Below are 18,448 nucleotides of genomic sequence, written 5' to 3' on the forward strand. Positions count from 1 at the left end.
TTTAAGACGACCGGTCATATTGAAAAGTGTCCGGAACACTTCCGGCACCGTCTCGCAGGCCACCACGGCCGCGAAGACCTGCCCGTATTCCGTATTTCGTTTGAGGAGAGCGATGTCCACCTACCGTGCCTTCGAGGTCACCGGATCGCGGAATTTCGAGTTCGTGGTCCGCGAGCTCCGGCAGCCGCCCGCGGGGCAGGTCCGGCTTCGGGTCGAGAGCTGCGGGGTCTGTCACACCGATGTCGTCGGTGTCGAGGGGCTCCGGCCCAACCCGGAGCGGCCCGTCGTCCCCGGCCACGAGATCGTCGGCGTCATCGACGCGGTGGGCGACGGTGTGACCGGCTGGAAGGTGGGGGATCGGGTGGGGGTCGGGTTCCTGGGCGGCCAGTGCGGTGAGTGCGACCCCTGCCGAAGGGGTGACTTCGTCAACTGCGCGAACCAGGAGCAGGTGGGGACCACCGTGGACGGCGGCTACGCCGAGGTCGTCTTCGCCAGGGGCAGCGGGCTCGTACGCGTTCCCGAGGGGATGAGCTCCGTCGAGGCGGCGCCGCTGCTGTGCGCCGGTCTCACGACGTTCAGGGCGCTGCAGCGGGCGGGCGGCCCCCCGGGAGCGCTGGTGGCCGTCCAGGGCATCGGAGGACTCGGCCATCTGGGCCTGCAGTACGCCGCCAAGCTCGGTTACCGCGTGGCCGCCGTCGCCAGGGGGGCGGAGAAGGCCGATCTGGCGAGGCGGCTGGGGGCGGACCACTACATCGACAGCTCCCGCGAGGACCCGGGCGCCGCACTGTGGGAGCTCGGGGGCGCGGCGGCGATCATCGCGACGGCCGCCAGCGGTGCCTCGATGACGGGGCTGATCGCCGGGCTCGCGCCTCGCGGCCACATGGTCGTCGTCGGAGCCGCCCCGGACCCCATCTCCGTCAACACCGCGGACCTCATCTTCGGAACCCGCACGCTCAGCGGGAGCCTCACCGGCACCTCGATCGAGAACGAGGACAACCTGGCCTTCAGCGAGCGGCACGGTATCCGCCCGATGATCGAGACCATGCCGTGGACGGAGGCGCCGAAGGCGTACGAACGCATGTTGAGCGGTGAGGCCCGGTTCCGCGTCGTCCTCGACATGACGGCGTGAGCCGGAAGCACGGACTCCTCGGCCTGGTCCGGCTTGGCGCAGTCTGGCTTGGTCTGATCCAGTTCGACCCGGTCCGGTCTGGTCTGGAATGGCCTGGTCCGGCTCGACCCGACCCAACCCGGTCCGGCCTGGTCTAGTTCGGCCTGGTCTGGTTCGGTTCGGTCCGGTTCTGGAGAACGTCACCTGTGGAGCCGGACCGGCTTCGCGTGGAGGCTCCGGGGACCCGTTCTCACTCCTCCCCGGAGAACCTCTCCCAGGCCGACTGCCGCGTCATTCCCAGAGCCTCGCCGATCCTGGACCACGTGACGCCACGGTCGCGCAGGCGGTCGACCCAGATCCGCAGGTTCGCGTCGACCTGGGCGCTCACCGACGCGATGCGGGGCAGGAGTTCGAGGATCTGCTCGTCGGTCAGGCTGTCCGGCCAGGGGATCTCGGCGGCGGCCGAGGGCTCGGGCGCGTCACCGATCAGGATGTTGCACAGTCCCACGCACTCGTTGCAGATGTAGACGCCGGGACCGGCGACGACCTTGTTCACCTCGGTCTTCGCCTTCGCGCAGAAAGAGCAGTGGATCGCCTGTTCGACTAGAGACGGAGCCGGCATGTGGTCCTCCCGGGGTGACAGCTGTCAGGGAAACCCTGACGTGGACTGTCGTGATCATATGCCGTCAGGCGTGGCCTGACAAGAGTCGTCGCGTTCGACTGCCTGTCGTTGCGATCGCAAGATCGCCGGGCTCGGGCTCGCGGTGATGTCCTGCCGGCCCGGCGAACCTCTCTCCTGCACGCCTCGCCGCTGACCAGCGGGAACGGATCGGGGAGATATTTTTCTGGATCGACCAATCCGGTGACGCGGCGGCTACGAATCTCCGGTGAGGGGGCGTCAGGCTCCCGGCGATCCGCTGTCACCTGGGTGGCCTCGACCGGCGGCGGGTCCGGCCGGGCGGACGGCCGCGCGGTTCGGGATCGGAGGGCCCCGGACCGCGCGGTCCATCCCGGTCTGCCTTCCCCCGCCCGGCCTGCACGCTCTGCCAGGTCCGGCCGGGGTGCTCGCCGTCGCGCCCGTGACGTCCGCGCGGTTCCTCCGGCGTCGCCCGGTGTCCACCCGCCCGGCGCGCGCGCCGGGCGGGTGCGGGGACTCACCGGCGTACGCCGGGCTGTCCGGCGGTGTTCAACGTACGGCGGCGTTCAGCGTACGGCGGCGGCGGCCTCCTCGTCGTCCGTGACCACGGCGCCGCTGAACTGCGCCGAGTACAGGCGGTGGTAGGCGCCCCTGGCGGCGAGCAGCTCGTCGTGGGTGCCGTGCTCGACGATGCGTCCCGCGTCCATCACCAGGATGAGGTCGGCGTCGCGGATGGTGGACAGGCGGTGGGCGATGACGAAGCTGGTGCGGTCCGAACGGAGCGCGGCCATGGCGTGCTGCACCAGGACCTCGGTCCGGGTGTCGACCGAGCTGGTCGCCTCGTCCAGGATGAGCAGGGACGGGTTGGCGAGGAAGGCGCGGGCGATGGTCAGCAGCTGCTTCTCCCCGGCGCTGACGTTGCTCCCCTCCTCGTCGATCACGGTGTCGTAGCCGTCGGGCAGGGTGCGGACGAACCGGTCGACGAACGTGGCCCGGGTGGCGGCCTGGATCTGTTCCTCGGTGGCCTGGGGGTTGCCGTAGGCGATGTTCTCGCGGATGGTGCCGCCGAACAGCCAGGTGTCCTGGAGCACCATGCCGATGTGCGAGCGCAGGTCGTCGCGGCGCATCGCGGTGATGTCGACGCCGTCGAGGGTGATCCGTCCCGAGTCCAGCTCGTAGAAGCGCATGACGAGGTTGACCAGGGTGGTCTTGCCCGCGCCGGTCGGGCCGACGATCGCGACGGTGTGCCCGGGTTCGGCGACCAGGGACAGGTCCTCGATGAGGGGCTGCTCCGGGTCGTAGCTGAAGGACACGTGGTCGAACTCGACGCGGCCCCGCCTGACGGTGGGAGGCACCGGGACCGCGGGGTCCGGGGCCTGCTCCTCGGCGTCGAGCAGCTCGAAGACCCGCTCGGCCGAGGCGACCCCCGACTGCAGCAGGTTGGCCATCGAGGCGGCCTGGGTCAGCGGCTGGGTGAACTGCCGCGAGTACTGGATGAACGCCTGCACGTCGCCCAGGCTCATCGACCCGGTCGCGACCCGCACGCCGCCGACGACGGCGATGGCGACGTAGTTGAGGTTCCCGATGAACATCATCATCGGCATGATGATCCCGGAGACGAACTGGGCGCCGAAGCTGGCCTTGAACAGCTCCTCGTTCCGCTGCCTGAACACCTCCTCGACCTCGGGGCGGCGCCCGAACACCTTCACCAGCTCGTGGCCGGTGAACGCCTCCTCGATGTGGGCGTTCAGGCTGCCGGTGTGGGACCACTGCGCGACGAAGTGCTTCTGCGAGCGCTTCGCGATCTGCGCGGTGACGACCATCGACAGCGGGATGGTGATCAGGGCGATCAGCGCGAGCAGCGGCGAGATCACGAACATCATCGCCAGCACGCCGATCACGGTCAGCAGCGAGGTGAGCAGCTGGCTCATCGTCTGCTGCAGGGTCTGGGACACGTTGTCGATGTCGTTGGTGACCCGGCTGAGCAGCTCGCCGCGCGGCTGGCCGTCGAAGAACCGCAGGGGAAGCCGGTTCAGCTTGTCCTCGACGTCCTCGCGCAGCCGGAACACGGTGCGCTGCACCACGTCGTTGAGGATGTAGCCCTGGATCCAGGCGAAGGCCGACGCCGCGAGGTAGATGCCCAGGACCCACAGCAGGACCGTGCCCAGGGCGCCGAAGTCGATGCCCCGGCCCGGTACGAAGTCCATCCCCGCGAGCAGGTTCGCGAAGTTGTCGTTGCCCGCCGCGCGGGCGGCGGCGATCGCCTGCTCCGGGGTCGTCCCGGGAGGCAGCTGCTTGCCGATCACCCCGGTGAAGATCAGGTCCGTCGCGTGGCCGAGGATCTTCGGTCCGACGACGTTCAGCACCACGCTGGTCACGGCGAGGGCGATCACGGCCAGCAGTTTCGGGCGGTCGGGATTCAGGCGCCGCACCAGCCGCCGTGCGGACGGCCCGAAGGTCATCGATTTCTCCGCGGGCATCCCGGCGTTTCCCCCGAAGGGGCCCCGCCCGAAGCCTCCGCCTCCGGCCGGAGGGCGCGGCTGGGTGGTCGTCGTGGGCCGGTCGCTCATGCTGCGGTCTCCGCGGCTAGTTGGGACTCGACGATCTCTAGGTACGTGGGACAGGAATCCAGCAGCTCGTCGTGGGTCCCCAGGCCGACGATCACGCCGTCGTCCAGGACGATGATCTGGTCGGCGTCGGCGATGGTGGAGACCCGCTGGCCGACGATGACGACGGCGGCCTCGGCGGTGTGCGGGCGCAGTGCCGCCCGCAGCCGCGCGTCGGTGGACAGGTCGAGGGCCGAGAACGAGTCGTCGAACAGGTAGATCTCGGGCTTGCTGACCAGCGCCCTGGCGATGGCGAGCCGCTGTCGCTGCCCGCCGGACACGTTCGTGCCGCCCTGCGTGATGGGCGCCTCCAGGCCTTCGGGCATCGCCTCGACGAAGTCGCGGGCCTGGGCGACCTCCAGCGCCTCCCACAGCTCCGCGTCGCTCGCGTCCGGGTTGCCGTACCGCAGGTTGCTCGCGACGGTCCCGCTGAACAGGTACGGCTTCTGCGGCACCAGGCCGATGCGCGTCCAGAGCGTCTGGGGGTCGAGGTCGCGGATGTCGACGCCGTCGACCGACACCGTGCCGGAGGTGGCGTCGAACAGCCGGGGTATCAGGGAGATCAGCGTCGTCTTGCCGGAGCCCGTGCTGCCGATGACGGCGGTGGTCCGGCCCGCGGTCGCGCGGAAGGAGATACCGGACAGCACCGGTGCCGCCGCGCCCGGGTAGCGGAACTCGACGTCGCGCATCTCCAGCTCACCGCGCCCGCTCACCTGCCGTACGGGGTCGCTGGGCGGTGTCACCGACGATTCGGTGTCGAGCACCTCGACGATGCGCTCGGCGCAGACCGCCGCGCGCGGGATCATCATCGAGATGAAGGTGGCCATCATCATCGACATGAGGATCTGCATCAGGTACATGAGGAACGCGGTGAGGGCGCCGACCTGCATCTGGCCGCTGTCCACCCGCGCGGCGCCGAACCAGAGCACGGCGATGCTGGAGACGTTGAGGATCAGCATCACGGTCGGGAAGATGAGCGCCGTCAGCCGCCCGACGCGCAGCGACGTGTCGGTCAGCGCCTGGTTGGCCTCGGCGAACCTGCGGGTCTCCTCGCGCTCGCGGACGAAGGCGCGCACCACGCGGATGCCGGTGAGCTGCTCGCGCAGCACCCGGTTGACCAGGTCGATGCGGTCCTGCATCGCGCGGAACTGCGGGACCATCCGCACGATGATCAGGCCGATCGACACCAGCAGCGCGGGGACGCAGACCAGCATGAGCCAGGACAGGCCGAGGTCCTGACGCAGGGCCATGACGATGCCGCCGACGCCCATGATCGGGGCGGCGACCAGCATCGTGCAGGTCATCACGACGAGCATCTGGACCTGCTGCACGTCGTTGGTACCACGGGTGATCAGCGAGGGAGCCCCGAACTGGGAGACCTCCCTGGCGGAGAACCCGCCGACCTGGTGGAAGACGGCCGAGCGGACGTCCCGCCCGAACCCCATGGCCGCGAGGGAGCCGTAGTAGACCGCCGCGATCGAGCAGGCGATCTGCACGAGGGAGACGAGCAGCATCCAGCCGCCCGCGGACAGGATGTAGCCGGTGTCACCGGTGGCGACGCCCCGGTCGATGATGTCGGCGTTCAGGCTGGGCAGGTACAGGGAGGCGATGGTGCCGACCAGCTGTAGCACCACCACGGCGGTCAGCGCCCACGAGTAGGGGCGCAGGTATGTGCGGAGCAGACGGGTCAGCATGAGGACTCTTTACGTGGGGTGGCCGGGCGAGGGGCGTCGTGCCGGGGATCCGGCCGCCGGCCGGTCTCACCCGTCGCCCCGGTAACCGGGATCATGGGAATCTCCTCCAGGGGAGTGGTGGGTATCAGCCTGCGACGTGAACCTCGGTTGAGGTCAAGCTCGTTGAGGTCGGGCTCGTTCGAGGTCACTGAGGACGTCGCGGCAGGTGGGACGGGGGTCTCGGGGAGTTCGGGGATGGGGTCGGGCCGTCGGGACCGTCGGGGTCAGGGAAGCGGCTCGGGGGCGGCGGGACGCAGGCGTACCCCGTCGAGCAGCATGGAGACGATCTCCGGGGCGGCCACCGGGTCGTTCTCGGCGAGCCGGGGATGGCTGCACGCGATGGTCAGCAACTGCAGTCGGCGCGCGGCCTCGCGAGGTTCGCACCGCAGCCGCTCGCGGGCGGGTTCGATCAGGTCGGCGAGCGCTTGCCTGATGAGGGCGCTCGCGTCGGAGAGGTTCTGGTGGTTGCGACCGGCCTCGAAGGCTCCTATCCCTATCGCGTCCACCAGGCGGAAGATGCGCGCGGTGCGCTGCTGCAGGATCTCGACCGCCGCGACGAGCCGGACGTCCAGGGAGGTCGTACGGTCGATGGCCTCCAGCTCGCTCAGCAGCGGGGAGGAGTCGAAGGCGCTGGCGACGGCCGCGTTCACGAGCTCGTCCTTGGTGGTGAAGACCCGGAAGATCGTCCCCTCGGCCACGCCCGCGGCCTGTGCGATCTGCCGGGTGCTCACGTCGGGGCCCTCGGCGAGCACGAGCGACAGGGTGGACGCGATGAGCGCCGCGCGTCGCTCGTCGGGGGGGAGGGGGGCGGCCCGCTGGGAGGTCGAGTTCACGTCGGGCATCCTATCCGATGAGTGAGTGAGTAGCTCACTCATTTAATTCGGCCTGGTTTGGGGTCGATTGGTTATGGGGTCCGGGTGGTTCGCGGGGGCGCTGGTCCGGGGGGCTTGGCAGGGGTGGATGAGGTCCCTGTGGAAGAAGTGATCTTTTTCGGGGAAGCAGCCTCCCTTTTTCCGGCAAATGTAGGAAAAAGCAGCTAGAAAGCCCATCTTTCACCCGATGCGCCGGGCGTCGTCTGCGATCTAACGTCGACAGGCAGACACCCTGACATCGCCGCGACAGCCGTCTGCCTGTCGGCCAGGAGAACACCCGATGCCCCGTGCCCTCGCCCACCGCCCCTGGGTGCCCGCCGCCACCGAGGACCGCGTCCAGTCCGTCCTGAAGGCCGTGACGGACCAGACCGCCTCCTCGGTCCAGAGCGAGATCGAACGGCTGGTGGCCGACAACCACCGCATCCACGACATCGAGTCGGTCAACCTCAATCCGGCCACGAACATCATGAACCCGAGGGCCGAGGCCCTGCTCTCGGCCAACCTCGGGTCGCGGCCGTCGCTGGGCTATCCGGGCGAGAAGTACGAGATGGGCCTGGAGGCGATCGAGCAGATCGAGATCGTCGCCGCCGAACTGGCCGCGGAGGTCTTCGGCGCGGGCTACGCCGAGGTGCGCGTCGGTTCCGGGGCGCTCGCGAACCTCTACACGTTCATGGCCACCTGCGAGCCCGGTGACACGATCATCGCCCCCCCGGCGAGCATCGGCGGCCACGTCACCCACCACCAGCCGGGCGCGGCGGGCCTGTACGGGCTGAAGATCGTTCCCGCCCCCGTCACGTCCGACGGCTACACGGTGGACGTCGACGCCCTGCGCGAACTCGCCGGGCGGGTACGGCCGAAGCTGATCACCATCGGCGGCAGCCTCAACCTGTTCCACCACCCCGTGGCGCGCATCCGCGAGATCGCCGACTCGGTCGGCGCCCGCGTGCTCTTCGACGCCGCCCACCTGTGCGGCATGATCGCCGGAAGGACCTGGCCGCAGCCGCTCGACGAGGGCGCCCACCTGATCACCATGAGCACGTACAAGAGCCTGGGCGGTCCCGCGGGCGGGCTCATCGTGACCGACGACGCCGAGCTGGCCCAGCGGCTCGACGCGATCGCCTACCCGGGGCTGACCGCGAACTTCGACGCGGGCAAGACCGCGGCGCTCGCCATGACGATGCTCGACTGGAAGGCCGCGGGACCCGCCTACGCGCGGGCGATGGTCGCGACCGCGCGGCGGCTGGCGGACGAGCTGCTCGCCCTCGGGGTCCCGGTCTTCGCCGCCGACCGCGGATGCACCCGCTCCCACCAGTTCGCCGTCCTGGCCCACCGCTACGGCGGCGGCCAGCGGGCCGCCCGGCGGCTGCGCGAGGCCAACCTCCTCGCCTGCGGCATCGGCCTGCCGTCGGAGGCCGTCGAGGGGGACGCGAACGGCCTGCGCATCGGTACGCCGGAGCTCGTCAGGCTCGGGATGACCGAGGCGGACATGCCCGACCTGGCCTCGTTCATCGCCCGGGGCCTGGACGAGAACGTCGCCTCCGGCAGCGTGGCGCCGGAGGTCACCGAGTGGCGGAGCCGCTTCTCCGGAGTGCGCTTCACGGTGGACAACCCCTCCTGAGGAGGGCCGGCCGGTCGCGCCTGCTCCGGAGGACCCTGTCCTGGACGGGACGTTCCAAGGGGACGGCGCGGCTGGCGGCACGCGCCGTCCCCCCCGGCGCGTGCCGACGGTGGCCCGGCGACGGTGCGGTGATCCGGTACGGCGACAGGGAACGACAGGACCGGTGCGCCCGCCCCCCGGTCGCCGATCGTCCGCGACCACCGGACTGCTTCGGAACCTCTCGGCTAGAAGGGGATAGTGGGCGAGAAGTACTGATCGCGGCGCATGATGTAGCGCTGGCGGCCAGGTGAGGAGCTGGGCCGCTGTTCGAGCTCGGGTTGCTGCTGCCAGCGGTCCGGTGAGGAGCGGTGCTGCCGCCCGAACTCGGGTCGCTGCTGCCGGCGGTCCTGCGAGGGGCGGTCCTGCCGGCCGAATTCGGGCCGGTGTTGCTGACGGCCGGGTGAGAAGCGGTGCTGCTGGCGGTCGGCTGAGGAACGGGGCTGGTGACGGCCGGGCGAGGAGCGGTGCTGCCGGTGACCTCCAGGGGACGGATCACTCAGAACCACGGATACCGAAGCGGCTTCCTGAGGTGTCGCGTTCGCCCCGGCGGACTGAACCGGAATCGTCACGGTGACGATGAAGCCGGAGGCCGCCAATGTGCCGATGGTGAGAACGTGCTTGAACATGTCACTCCGTTTCCGAGGTATCTGAGGTATCAGTCCGGTATGCCGCCTGGTTCTGCAGGGTGCCACTCCGGTCTCCAGAAATATGTGGAATCGACGTCACACAAAACGCTAGTTCAGTGACATCCGGGCGTTCACCCCACGCAAGACAAAGCCTTGGTCCGGGATCGCCGCCGAAGAGAAAGGCCGGGATTGTGCGGGAGCGGGAATTACAGATACGACCCTGCTGACAAATTTCGCCTTAAATCCTGACATTTGAGAAAATGGCGATTGAACGGCCCTGGCCGTGTGAGGTCACTTTCCGGCAGGGCCGCCCTCTCCCTTGGAGGACTTTTTTCGGAAGGCCCGTCCGAAGGGGTGCTGTTTCGGAAGGCCCGGCCGGGCGGCCGCCGGCACTGTCCGGACGGGGGTGCGCGCTCCGGGGGCGGCCCCGCCCGATGGGGCTCTCGTCCGGCCGAGGAGATCCCTTTCCCCACCCGTGTCCCGGCTCCCGTGTTAGCGGTGTGGAAGCCGGGGTAGGGCGGGCCGTGCGCCCGCCGCCGCGCGCACTCTCGCCGGTGGCCGGTCCCTGTCCGGGGCGTGGCCGTACCGGCCCGGCGTGAGAGGAGAGCACGGTGGCCGACGAATCGGATCTGATCCTCGACCTGGTGTGGCAGGAGTTCCACGAACTGGTGAACATGACGTCGGAGGAGCTGAGGGCCTTCCTGCTGGCATCGGCCGCGGCGTCGGCGGACGGGGCCGACGCCGTGAACCCCGAGGCGGCCATGCCGCCGCTCGGGCGCCAGGTGCTCCAGGTTCTCGGCAAGCGGAAGGCCGACCTGACCGCCGACGACGTCGAGACGATGCGGCAGGCCGTCGACCGCGTCGAGGACACGCTGGCCGAGGGAACGGTCGACGAGGACGACGACGACCGTCGGCGGGCACTGCTGGAGGTCGGGCACAACCCGCTCCGGCCGTCACGGCTGGGAGGCTGAGACCGGGGCCCGGCCGGGAGCCCATGGTTGTGATCCGGCGGTCAGAAGTCGGCGGCCGATGGCCGGGAGCCGACGGTCGGAAGTCGGCGTCCGGGGCTGACGGTCGGGAGCGCACGGTTGTGATCCGGCGGTCGGGAGCCGGTGGCCTGGGCTGATGGGCCGGGAGGGCGCGGACGGGAGCCTGTTTCAGGCGTCGCGGGCGGACCAGCGGGACAGCAGCTCGGCCTCCCTGGCGGGGGTGATGGTGGCGTCCACCAAGAAGGACGACTCCGCCTCGCGGATCTCGCGGATCGACCGCGCCAGGGGCCGGGGGTCGAGCCCCGCGGCGCGGGCGGCGGCGGGGTCGGCGGTGTTGACCGACATCCACGGATCGCCCTCGGACCACAGGGGCAGCGACCGGCCGTCCTCGCCCTCGGCGAGCAGGAAGTCCTGCCCGACCCAGGTCAGGGTGGTTCCCGGCGGTCCGACCTCGGCCGCGATCGCCTCCAGCATGTCGCCGAAGGAGAACGGCGGGGGAGGGCTGACCGCGTGGAAGGTGCCCGGGTGCGTTCCCTCGATCATGGAGACGATCCAGGCGGCCATGTCGCGGGCGTCGATGACCTGGATGGGATCACCGGGGTCGCCGGGCGCGAGGACCTCGCCGCCCCGCGCGATCCGGTTGACCCAGTAGGTGAAACGGCCGGTGTGGTCGTACGGGCCGATGACGTACGTGGGCCGCACGACCAGCGTCGGGAACCCGAACGCCTCCGCCGCGGCCCGCTCGCACAGCACCTTCAGCGCCCCGTACGTCTCGCCCGTCACCGTCTCGGGGACCGGCCCGTCGACCTCCGTCAGCGGCGAGTCCTCGGTGAAGCCCCGCGCTTCGGGGACCCGGTAGACCGCGGTGCTGGAGACGAAGGCGTACTGGCCGGTGGAGAGCGCGCCGGAGAGCGAGGTCACCTGTGACGGGAGGTAGGCGCTGACGTCGATCGTCGCGTCCCACTGCCGGTCGCGCAGGACGGACAGGTCGCCGTCGCGGTCGGCTGTCAGGTGCTCGGCCTCGGGGAACAGCCCGGGGCCCGTCCGGCCGCGGTGCAGGAGGGACACCTCGTGCCCGGCCGCGATCGCGGCCCCGGTGATGTGCCGGCCGACGAAACGGGTGCCGCCGATGATCAGGATTCGCATACCCGTCATTGTTCCGAACCGGGTGGCGTCGCTCACATCGCGGCCCCGCGTCTCCGTGAGCCGGGCGGGCCGGTCACGGGGGCGGGGACCGGTATCCGGACACCGGTCACGGGGGGCGGGGACCGGCGTTCGGGCAGGTTCGGGGTGACGTTCGTCGGCGTGGGAGGCGTGGGAGGGGGCGTGGTCACCGGCGCGGGCCGCTGGATCGGTTTCTCGCGGTCCTACCGCCCGGTCTCGTCGCCCCTGATGCCGGTGATCAGCCGGATGAGCTCGGCGCGCAGGGCCTCGGGGTCCTCCACGCGGTCGGTGACGATCCTCTCCACGAGGTCGCTCGTCACGAGCGCGGCGTACGTGCCCTCGCCGAGCGGGGTGCGGGTGACCACCACGCGGCGCCGGTCGGCGGGGTCGCGTGCCCTGCTGACGTGGCCGTCGCGTTCGAGCCGGTCGAGTACGGGGCGGATCGTCTGTTCCTCCACGTAGGTGCGCGCCGCGAGCTGCCGCTGGGTCTGCGGGCCCTCGCTCAGCGCGTTGAGCGTCAGGAAACCCGCGTGGGTGAGGCCGCGCTCGGCGAGCACGGAGTTCCACTCCCGTTCGACAAGGCGCGCGGCGACCAGGAGCAGGCGCCCGGTCGCCCAGGAGGCGTGGTCGTCCATGAACTCCCGTCCGCCGCTGTCCGGATGCGCTGGATGTCCCGCTGTCCTGATGTCCACGTGTCCCGCCGTCTGCGTGTCCCCGCTGTCTGCGTGTCCGGTCGTCCGTGTGTCCCGTCGTCCGTGTGTTCAGATGTACGGATGGAGGGAGTTCCGTCCGGTGGAGCTCCCTTCGTTGGAGCCTTGTTCACCGGACTCCCGTTCACCGGACTTCCTCACAGGGTTCCCGTTCGGTAGGGGTCCGCCGAGGGGGAGGCCCCGTTCACGCTAGCGGCTCTCGCGGACGGTCAGTGGCCGCCGAACCAGCCGGGGACGTCGAGGCGGAAGGCGTCCTCCGGGGTCACGGCGCGCAGGTCGGACTCCAGGGCGCGCAGGCGGTCCTCGCCGAGGGTCCTCGCCCAGCCTGCGCGCAGGTCCTCGAAGATGCGCGCCGACCGGACGAGGCTGTCGACGCCCCGCTCGGTGAGTCGCACGATCTTGCGGCGGGCGTCGCCGGGGTCGGAGCCGCGTTCGACGTAGCCCAGGTGTTCCAGGGTGTCGACCGTCTTGCCCGCCGCCTGCTTGGAGACGCCCAGCCGCCGGCCGAGTTCCACGGCCGTGGTGCCCTCGGGGCCGATCGCCTGCAGGACGAAGCCGTGCATCGGCCGCATGTCCGGGTGCCCCTGGCGGGCGAGCTCCGCGTGGAGCTCGTCGATGAGAACCCGGAAGCCGAGAAAGAGCCGGAGCGGAAGCTCGAAGCCCGGGGGGTCGGCCGCCACGATCGCCTCCCGGCCTGACGTTTCGACAATGGTGTTGTCGAGCTTAGGGACTCCCGCCGTACCTTGTCACCCGCGGCACGGCGGAGGCGTGCCTGTGTGCCCGTCCCTCATGAAGGGGCTCGCGTACCTGTCCCCACGGCGTGTCCGCTCCGGAAGGCCAAGTGCCCGCGCGCCCGGCACATGTGGAGCCTTTACCGTACGCGTCCGTCGGGGCGGCGATGGTCCTGGAGCCATGTGTCGGTCTGGCGGGTCGCGTTGGGCTTGCTGGGAGTGCCGGGTGAGCGGCGGGTGGCGCGGGTCTCGGTCACGGTGAAGTCGGCCACCACGTGCCGGTTGTGCAGCAGGAAGCCGACGACGCCCGCGATCGCCTGCACGCTGTCGACCGCGCGGGCACGGCCGGTCAGGAGGTAGACCAGCGGCGTGGACGGCTGGTCGAGGGCGAACTGACGGCCGTGGTGGTGCGCGTCCTGGAGCGTCCTGATCGGGATCGGCCGCGAGGTGGTGAACCACGCGGCGACCTCCCAGAAGGGGTTCGACGTGTCGGGGTCGCCGGACTCCTCGTAGCAGGTCGTGCAACCCCGGCGAGCGTCCTGCCCGTGGGGGCACGCCCAGGCGGCGAGGTCATGCGGCATGCTGCGCTCGGACATGAGCTGACCGTACCTTCCCGTACCGAGAGACCGGCGCTTCCCCCGTTCCCACGCGCCGGGGCACCATGTTTTCACCGGCGTTTCCACCGGCTCGCGGTGAGGGCCTCCCTCCTTCCCGCTGCCGGAAGTGGCCAGTGGACCTTGATGGAGTCGCGGATCCTTTTGGGATACCTTCTTTCCTGTTCTGCGCACACTGGGGTGCGCATCCGATGGTTTCTGTGGATTCATCGTGAGCGCGCCGCGCCCCCTCAGCCTCGGCGCCGCGCTGTCCCGGCGTACCCGTGGAGACATCGTCACAGGGGGATGAGGCCATGTCCGTCGCCGATCTGTCCGATGCCAGGCGGGATCTGCTCAGGCGCAGGCTGCGGGGCGGGGCCGTCGACACCGAACGCCCGGAGATACCGCGTAGGCCCGAGGGCACGCCTCCTCAGCTCTCCCCGGTCCAGGAGCCCCTGTGGTTCATGGAGCACTTCACCCCGGGGACGTCCACCTACACCCTCCCGGTCGCGGTGCGGCTGCGCGGCCCGCTCGACGCCGACCGGCTGCGCGACCTGCTGGCCACGCTGCCGGAACGGCACGAGAGCCTGCGCCACCGCTTCCCCGCGACGGAGGACGGGCGGCCCGCGGTCCACGTCGTCCCCGTCGCGCCGGTGCCGCTGCGCCTGGCCGAGGCCGCCACGGACGAGGAGGCCGCCGAGCTGATCGGCGCGGAGAGCGCCGAGCCGCTGGACCTGGCCGGGGGACCGCTGCTGCGCGCCACCCTGATCAGGATCGCGGACGACGAGCACGTCCTGACGCTGTTCGTCCACCACATCGTCGCCGACGGCAGGTCGACGCAGCTGCTCTTCGCCGACCTCCTCGCGCTGTACCGGGGAGACGCCCCCGCCGCGCCCGCCGTCCGGTACGGGGACTTCGCGCTCTGGCAGCGCGAGCGGCCGTTCGAGCGCGAGCTGGCCTTCTGGCGCGGGGAACTGGCCGGGCTGCCCCGCGCCGAGCTGCCCTCCGACCGGCCCCGCCCGCCCCGGCTCACCGTCGACGGCGCCTCCCACGTCCACCGGCTCGACCCCGGGCTGGTCACCGCCCTGACTGGGCTGGGCGCCGGGCGTGGCGCGACCCGCTTCATGACCCTGCTCGCCGCCTTCCAGGTGCTGCTCGCCCGCTACTGCGGCCGGGACGATCTCGCCGTCGGTACGCCGGTCGCCGGGCGGACCAGGGACGGGCTGGACGACGTGGTCGGCATGTTCGTCAACACCCTCGTGCTCCGCGCCCGCCTCGACGGAGACCCCGGCTTCGCCGACCTCGTCACCCGCACCCGCGACGTGGTGATCGACGCCCTCGACCACCAGGAACTGCCCTTCACGCGGCTGGTCGACGCGCTCGACGTGCCCCGCGACCCGAGCAGGCAGCCGCTGGCCGACGCGCTCTTCTCCATGCACGACTTCGCCGTCGCCGAGGGGGCCGCCGGTGACCTGGCGGCCGAGGACTTCGCGATGGCGCCGGGCTCGGCGCGCTACGACATCGAGCTCTACCTGGTCCCCACCGCCGACGGCGGCATGACCGCCACCTTCACCTACCGGACCGCGCTGTTCGACGCCGCGACCGTCGAGCGCATGGCCGGGCACCTGGAGAACCTCCTCAGGGACGCCGTCGCCCGGCCGGGCGTACCGGTGAGCGAACTGGAGCTGCTGGGAGAGGCCGAGCGCCGTCTCCTGACCGAGGAGTGGAACGCCACGGCGGCCGACTTCCCCGCCGAGGCGACGCTGCACGGCCTCGTCGAGGCCCAGGTGGCGCGGAGCCCCGGCGCCCTCGCGGTCACCTTCAGGGGCGAGTCGCTGACCTACCGGGAGCTCGACGAGCGGGCCGCCGGGGTGGCCCGCGTGCTGCGCGGCTCCGGGGTGGGGCCGGGCTCGCTGGTCGCGGTCTGCGCGGAGCGGTCGGCGGAGCTGGTGACCGGGCTGCTGGGTGTGCTCAAGACGGGGGCGGCCTACGTGCCGCTCGACCCCGACTACCCCGCCGACCGGCTCGCGTTCATGCTCTCCGACGCGGGCGCCGCCGTGGTGCTGACCCAGCGGCACCTGGCGGACAGGCTGACCGGGTACGACACCACCGTCCTCGCGCTGGACGACCCCGCCGCCTGGGCCGCTTCCGGAGACGCCGGGGACGCGTCAAGGGACGCGGGCGAGCCGGGCGCGGGTGGCGCGGACGGGCTGGGCGCGGGAAGCGCGGGAAGTGCGGGCGAGCCGGGCGCGGCGGCGTACATGATCTACACCTCCGGCTCGACGGGCAGGCCGAAGGGTGTGCCGAACAGCCACCGCGGCATCGTCAACCGCCTCGACTGGATGCAGAAGCGCTACGGCCTGACGCCGGACGACGTCGTCCTGCAGAAGACGCCCGCCGGGTTCGACGTCTCGGTCTGGGAGTTCTTCTGGCCGCTCACGGCCGGAGCCAGGATGGTGCTGGCCGAGCCCGGCGGGCACCGCGACCCGGCCTACCTGCGCGACCTGGTCGCCTCGGAGGGAGTCACCACGACGCACTTCGTCCCCTCGATGCTGGGGATCTTCCTGTCGGAGGACGGCGTACGGGACCTGGCCTCGCTGCGGCGCGTCATCTGCAGCGGTGAGGAGCTCCCGGTCGACCTGGCCCTGCGCTGCCTCGCGACCATGCCGGGCGCCGAGCTGCACAACCTCTACGGCCCCACCGAGGCCGCCATCGACGTCTCCTCCTGGCACTGCACCGCCGAGGCGCTCGCGGGCCGGACGAGCGTGCCGATCGGCGCGCCGATCCAGAACATCGCGCTGCACGTGCTCGACCCGCACCGCCGCCCGGTCCCGGTGGGCGTACCCGGAGAGCTGCACATCGGCGGGGTCGGCGTCGCCCTCGGCTACCACCGGCGGCCCGAGCTCACCGCCGAGCGGTTCTTCCCCCTCGGCCACGACCGCGTCTACCGGACCGGCGACGCGGCCCGGTGGCTGCCCGACGGCACGATCGAGTTCCTCGGCCGCCTCGACGACCAGGTCAAGCTGCACGGCCTCCGGATCGAGCTGGGAGAGATCGAGACGGCGCTACGGGAGCGCGCGGGGGTACGCGACGCCGCGGTGATCGTGAGGGAGGACGTGCCGGGGGACCGGCGGCTCGTCGCGTACCTCGTCGCGGACGAGCCGCCGGAGACCGCCCGGGTGCGGGCCGCCCTCGGCGGCACCCTGCCCGACTACATGGTCCCCTCGATGTTCGTCACCCTGGACGCGCTGCCGCTCACGCCGAACGGCAAGCTGGACCGCAGGGCCCTGCCCGCCCCGGAGAGCCCCGGCGCCGCCGAGTACGCCGAGCCGGAGAACGACGCCGAGCGGGCGATCGCCTCCGTCTGGGAGCAGGTGCTCTCGGTGGAGCGCGTCGGCGCGCACGACGACTTCTTCGACCTGGGCGGCAACTCGCTGCTCGCGATCCAGGTCGTGGCCAAGCTGCGCAGGGCCCTGCCCGAGGGCAGCCTCCAGGTCGGCCTGGTGGACCTGTTCTCCTTCCGCACCGTACGGGAGCTGGCCGGGTTCGTCGGCGGCCCCGGCGGCGGAGGGGCCCGCCCGCTGCTCCAGCGGCTCACCCCTCGCCGCACGGTGACGCGCAGCTACGTCTGCGTCCCGTACGGCTCGGGCAGCGCGATCGTCTACCAGCCGCTCGCCGACGCGCTCCCCGAGGACCAGGCGCTCTACGCCGTCGCCATCCCGGGCAACGACGTCGGGCTGGACGAGGAGCCCGAGGAGTTCGACGAGGTCGCCAGGCGCTGCACCGAGGAGATCCTGCGGACCGTCGAGGGCCCGGTCGTGATCTACGGTCACTGCGGGGTCGGCGCCGGTCTCGCCACCGAGCTGGCCAGGCGGGTGGAGGCGGCGGGCCGCGAGGTCGAGGCCGTCTACATCGGGGCGATCTTCCCCTTCGCCCGTCCCCGCGGCCTGATGCGCACCCTGTCGCGCATCGGGGAGTTCGAGAGCCTGCGCCGCAGCCAGGGCGACATCAACTGGCTCAAGGCCAGGGGCGTCGACCTGGAGGAGCTCGACCCGGGGGTGGCCGACCGGATCGTCCGCACGATGCGCCACGACGGCAAGGCGGCCGAGAAGTACTTCACCGACCTGTTCGACACCCCCGACCGCGTCCGGCTGCGCGCCCCGGTCGTCTCGGTGATCGGCGAACGCGACCCGGCGACCGACTTCTACGAGGAGCGGTTCAGGGAGTGGCACTTCATCGCCGACACCGCGGCCCTGGTCGTCCTCGACGAGGGCGGGCACTTCTTCCTCCGCTACCGCGCCGAGGAGCTGGCCGGGATCCTCCAGATCCACGACCGGCTGGACACGCCACCGGAACGCGGGCCCGACGACACCTGGTGGGTCCACGGGATCGCCAGGACGTCGGAGGTGAAGGCCGAGAAGAACACCGTGCAGCCCAGCATGGGGCGTTTCCTCACCTTCTCCGCTGGCCAGCAGATATCCATGATCGGCTCCGCGCTCGTCGGGTGGGCGCTGCCGCTCACGGTGCTGATCGACTCCGGGTCGGTGACGCAGTTCTCCATCCTGGCCGTGCTCAACCTCGCCGGGCTGCTGATCTCGCCGCTGGCCGGTGCGATCGTGGACCGGGGCGACCGGCGCCGGGTGATCCTGCTGGCGGACTGCGCCTCGGCCGCCATCCAGGCGGTGCTCGCCGGGATCATCCTGTTCGGCGATCTCCAGCTCTGGCAGATCTACCTGCTGGTCATCTCGCTGTCGGTCGCGGGCAGCTTCCAGCGGCTGGCCTACAACTCCGCGGTCCCGCAGCTCGTCCCCAAGCACTACCTGGGCCACGCGATCGGGGTCACCCAGATGGCGGGCGGCGTGGCGCAGCTGGTCGTACCGCTGATCGCCGCCGGTCTGCTGGCCTGGATCGGGCTGGGCGGCATCGTCGCCCTCGACGTCGCCAGCTACGTCTTCGCGATCGCCGTCGTGCTCTTCGTCCGCTTCCCCGCCACGCTGCCGTGGCGGCCGAGGGAGCCGCTGA

13 protein-coding genes are annotated in these 18,448 nt (G+C 71.2%); 4 read left to right on the top strand and 9 right to left on the bottom strand.

The genetic code is table 11. The annotated features are described in order from the left end of the window. Positions 1-112 precede the first annotated feature (112 nt). Positions 113-1,129, top strand: coding sequence for an alcohol dehydrogenase catalytic domain-containing protein (locus ACW9TB_RS19690; protein ID WP_472749467.1), 1,017 nt, complete (start codon positions 113-115; stop codon positions 1,127-1,129). A 229-nt stretch (positions 1,130-1,358) separates the two neighbouring features. Here the strand turns inward: ACW9TB_RS19690 and ACW9TB_RS19695 are convergent, their stop codons facing one another. The 4 genes from ACW9TB_RS19695 to ACW9TB_RS19710 form a co-directional block, all read right to left on the bottom strand. After that, positions 1,359-1,730 carry a ClpX C4-type zinc finger protein gene (locus ACW9TB_RS19695; protein ID WP_472749468.1) on the bottom strand — a complete coding sequence of 124 codons (372 nt, stop codon included), beginning with the start codon at positions 1,728-1,730 and terminating at the stop codon, positions 1,359-1,361. A 581-nt stretch (positions 1,731-2,311) separates the two neighbouring features. Further along, entirely contained in the window at positions 2,312-4,315 is a 2,004-nt protein-coding gene (locus ACW9TB_RS19700) for an ABC transporter ATP-binding protein (RefSeq protein WP_472749469.1), read from the bottom strand. After that, positions 4,312-6,045 carry an ABC transporter ATP-binding protein gene (locus ACW9TB_RS19705; RefSeq protein WP_472749470.1) on the bottom strand — a complete coding sequence of 578 codons (1,734 nt, stop codon included), beginning with the start codon at positions 6,043-6,045 and terminating at the stop codon, positions 4,312-4,314. Before ACW9TB_RS19705 ends, ACW9TB_RS19700 begins: the two co-directional genes overlap by 4 nt. Before the next feature lie 263 nt (positions 6,046-6,308). Beyond that, complete coding sequence (locus tag ACW9TB_RS19710; RefSeq protein ID WP_472749471.1) at positions 6,309-6,917, bottom strand: TetR/AcrR family transcriptional regulator; 609 nt, start codon at positions 6,915-6,917, stop codon at positions 6,309-6,311. 319 nt (positions 6,918-7,236) lie between these two features. Between ACW9TB_RS19710 and ACW9TB_RS19715 the strand changes: the two genes are divergently transcribed. Further along, entirely contained in the window at positions 7,237-8,574 is a 1,338-nt protein-coding gene (locus ACW9TB_RS19715; RefSeq protein WP_472749472.1) for an aminotransferase class I/II-fold pyridoxal phosphate-dependent enzyme, read from the top strand. A 224-nt stretch (positions 8,575-8,798) separates the two neighbouring features. On the opposite strand, the gene ACW9TB_RS19720 is transcribed toward ACW9TB_RS19715, so the two are convergent. Next, entirely contained in the window at positions 8,799-9,239 is a 441-nt protein-coding gene (locus ACW9TB_RS19720) for a hypothetical protein (protein ID WP_472749473.1), read from the bottom strand. A gap of 611 nt (positions 9,240-9,850) precedes the next feature. On the opposite strand from ACW9TB_RS19720, the gene ACW9TB_RS19725 reads away from it, so the two are divergent. Then, entirely contained in the window at positions 9,851-10,210 is a 360-nt protein-coding gene (locus ACW9TB_RS19725) for a DUF3140 domain-containing protein (protein ID WP_472749474.1), read from the top strand. 186 nt (positions 10,211-10,396) lie between these two features. On the opposite strand, the gene ACW9TB_RS19730 is transcribed toward ACW9TB_RS19725, so the two are convergent. The 4 genes from ACW9TB_RS19730 to ACW9TB_RS19745 form a co-directional block, all read right to left on the bottom strand. After that, entirely contained in the window at positions 10,397-11,374 is a 978-nt protein-coding gene (locus ACW9TB_RS19730; protein WP_472749475.1) for an NAD-dependent epimerase/dehydratase family protein, read from the bottom strand. 221 nt (positions 11,375-11,595) lie between these two features. Further along, positions 11,596-12,027 carry a MarR family winged helix-turn-helix transcriptional regulator gene (locus tag ACW9TB_RS19735; RefSeq protein ID WP_472749476.1) on the bottom strand — a complete coding sequence of 144 codons (432 nt, stop codon included), beginning with the start codon at positions 12,025-12,027 and terminating at the stop codon, positions 11,596-11,598. A 284-nt stretch (positions 12,028-12,311) separates the two neighbouring features. After that, positions 12,312-12,782 (bottom strand): MarR family winged helix-turn-helix transcriptional regulator, encoded by a 471-nt coding sequence (locus tag ACW9TB_RS19740; RefSeq protein WP_472749477.1) that lies wholly within the window; start codon positions 12,780-12,782, stop codon positions 12,312-12,314. 191 nt (positions 12,783-12,973) lie between these two features. Continuing rightward, the gene (locus ACW9TB_RS19745) at positions 12,974-13,429 is read right to left on the bottom strand and encodes a hypothetical protein (RefSeq protein WP_472749478.1); all 456 of its coding nucleotides are present in this window, start codon (positions 13,427-13,429) and stop codon (positions 12,974-12,976) included. A gap of 311 nt (positions 13,430-13,740) precedes the next feature. Between ACW9TB_RS19745 and ACW9TB_RS19750 the strand changes: the two genes are divergently transcribed. Further along, on the top strand, positions 13,741-18,448 hold a 4,708-nt coding region (locus tag ACW9TB_RS19750; RefSeq protein ID WP_472749479.1), incomplete at its 3' end, for a non-ribosomal peptide synthetase/MFS transporter.

This window comes from Streptosporangium sp. H13245, assembly GCF_055690525.1.

Bases quoted from the DNA above. Each gene is read 5' to 3' on its own strand.
- ACW9TB_RS19690 (WP_472749467.1), top strand. From the start codon at position 113: ATGTCCACCTACCGTGCCTTCGAGGTCACCGGATCGCGGAATTTCGAG.
- ACW9TB_RS19695 (WP_472749468.1), bottom strand. From the start codon at position 1,730: ATGCCGGCTCCGTCTCTAGTCGAACAGGCGATCCACTGCTCTTTCTGC.
- ACW9TB_RS19700 (WP_472749469.1), bottom strand. From the start codon at position 4,315: ATGAGCGACCGGCCCACGACGACCACCCAGCCGCGCCCTCCGGCCGGA.
- ACW9TB_RS19705 (WP_472749470.1), bottom strand. From the start codon at position 6,045: ATGCTGACCCGTCTGCTCCGCACATACCTGCGCCCCTACTCGTGGGCG.
- ACW9TB_RS19715 (WP_472749472.1), top strand. From the start codon at position 7,237: ATGCCCCGTGCCCTCGCCCACCGCCCCTGGGTGCCCGCCGCCACCGAG.
- ACW9TB_RS19720 (WP_472749473.1), bottom strand. From the start codon at position 9,239: ATGTTCAAGCACGTTCTCACCATCGGCACATTGGCGGCCTCCGGCTTC.
- ACW9TB_RS19730 (WP_472749475.1), bottom strand. From the start codon at position 11,374: ATGCGAATCCTGATCATCGGCGGCACCCGTTTCGTCGGCCGGCACATC.
- ACW9TB_RS19735 (WP_472749476.1), bottom strand. From the start codon at position 12,027: ATGGACGACCACGCCTCCTGGGCGACCGGGCGCCTGCTCCTGGTCGCC.
- ACW9TB_RS19745 (WP_472749478.1), bottom strand. From the start codon at position 13,429: ATGTCCGAGCGCAGCATGCCGCATGACCTCGCCGCCTGGGCGTGCCCC.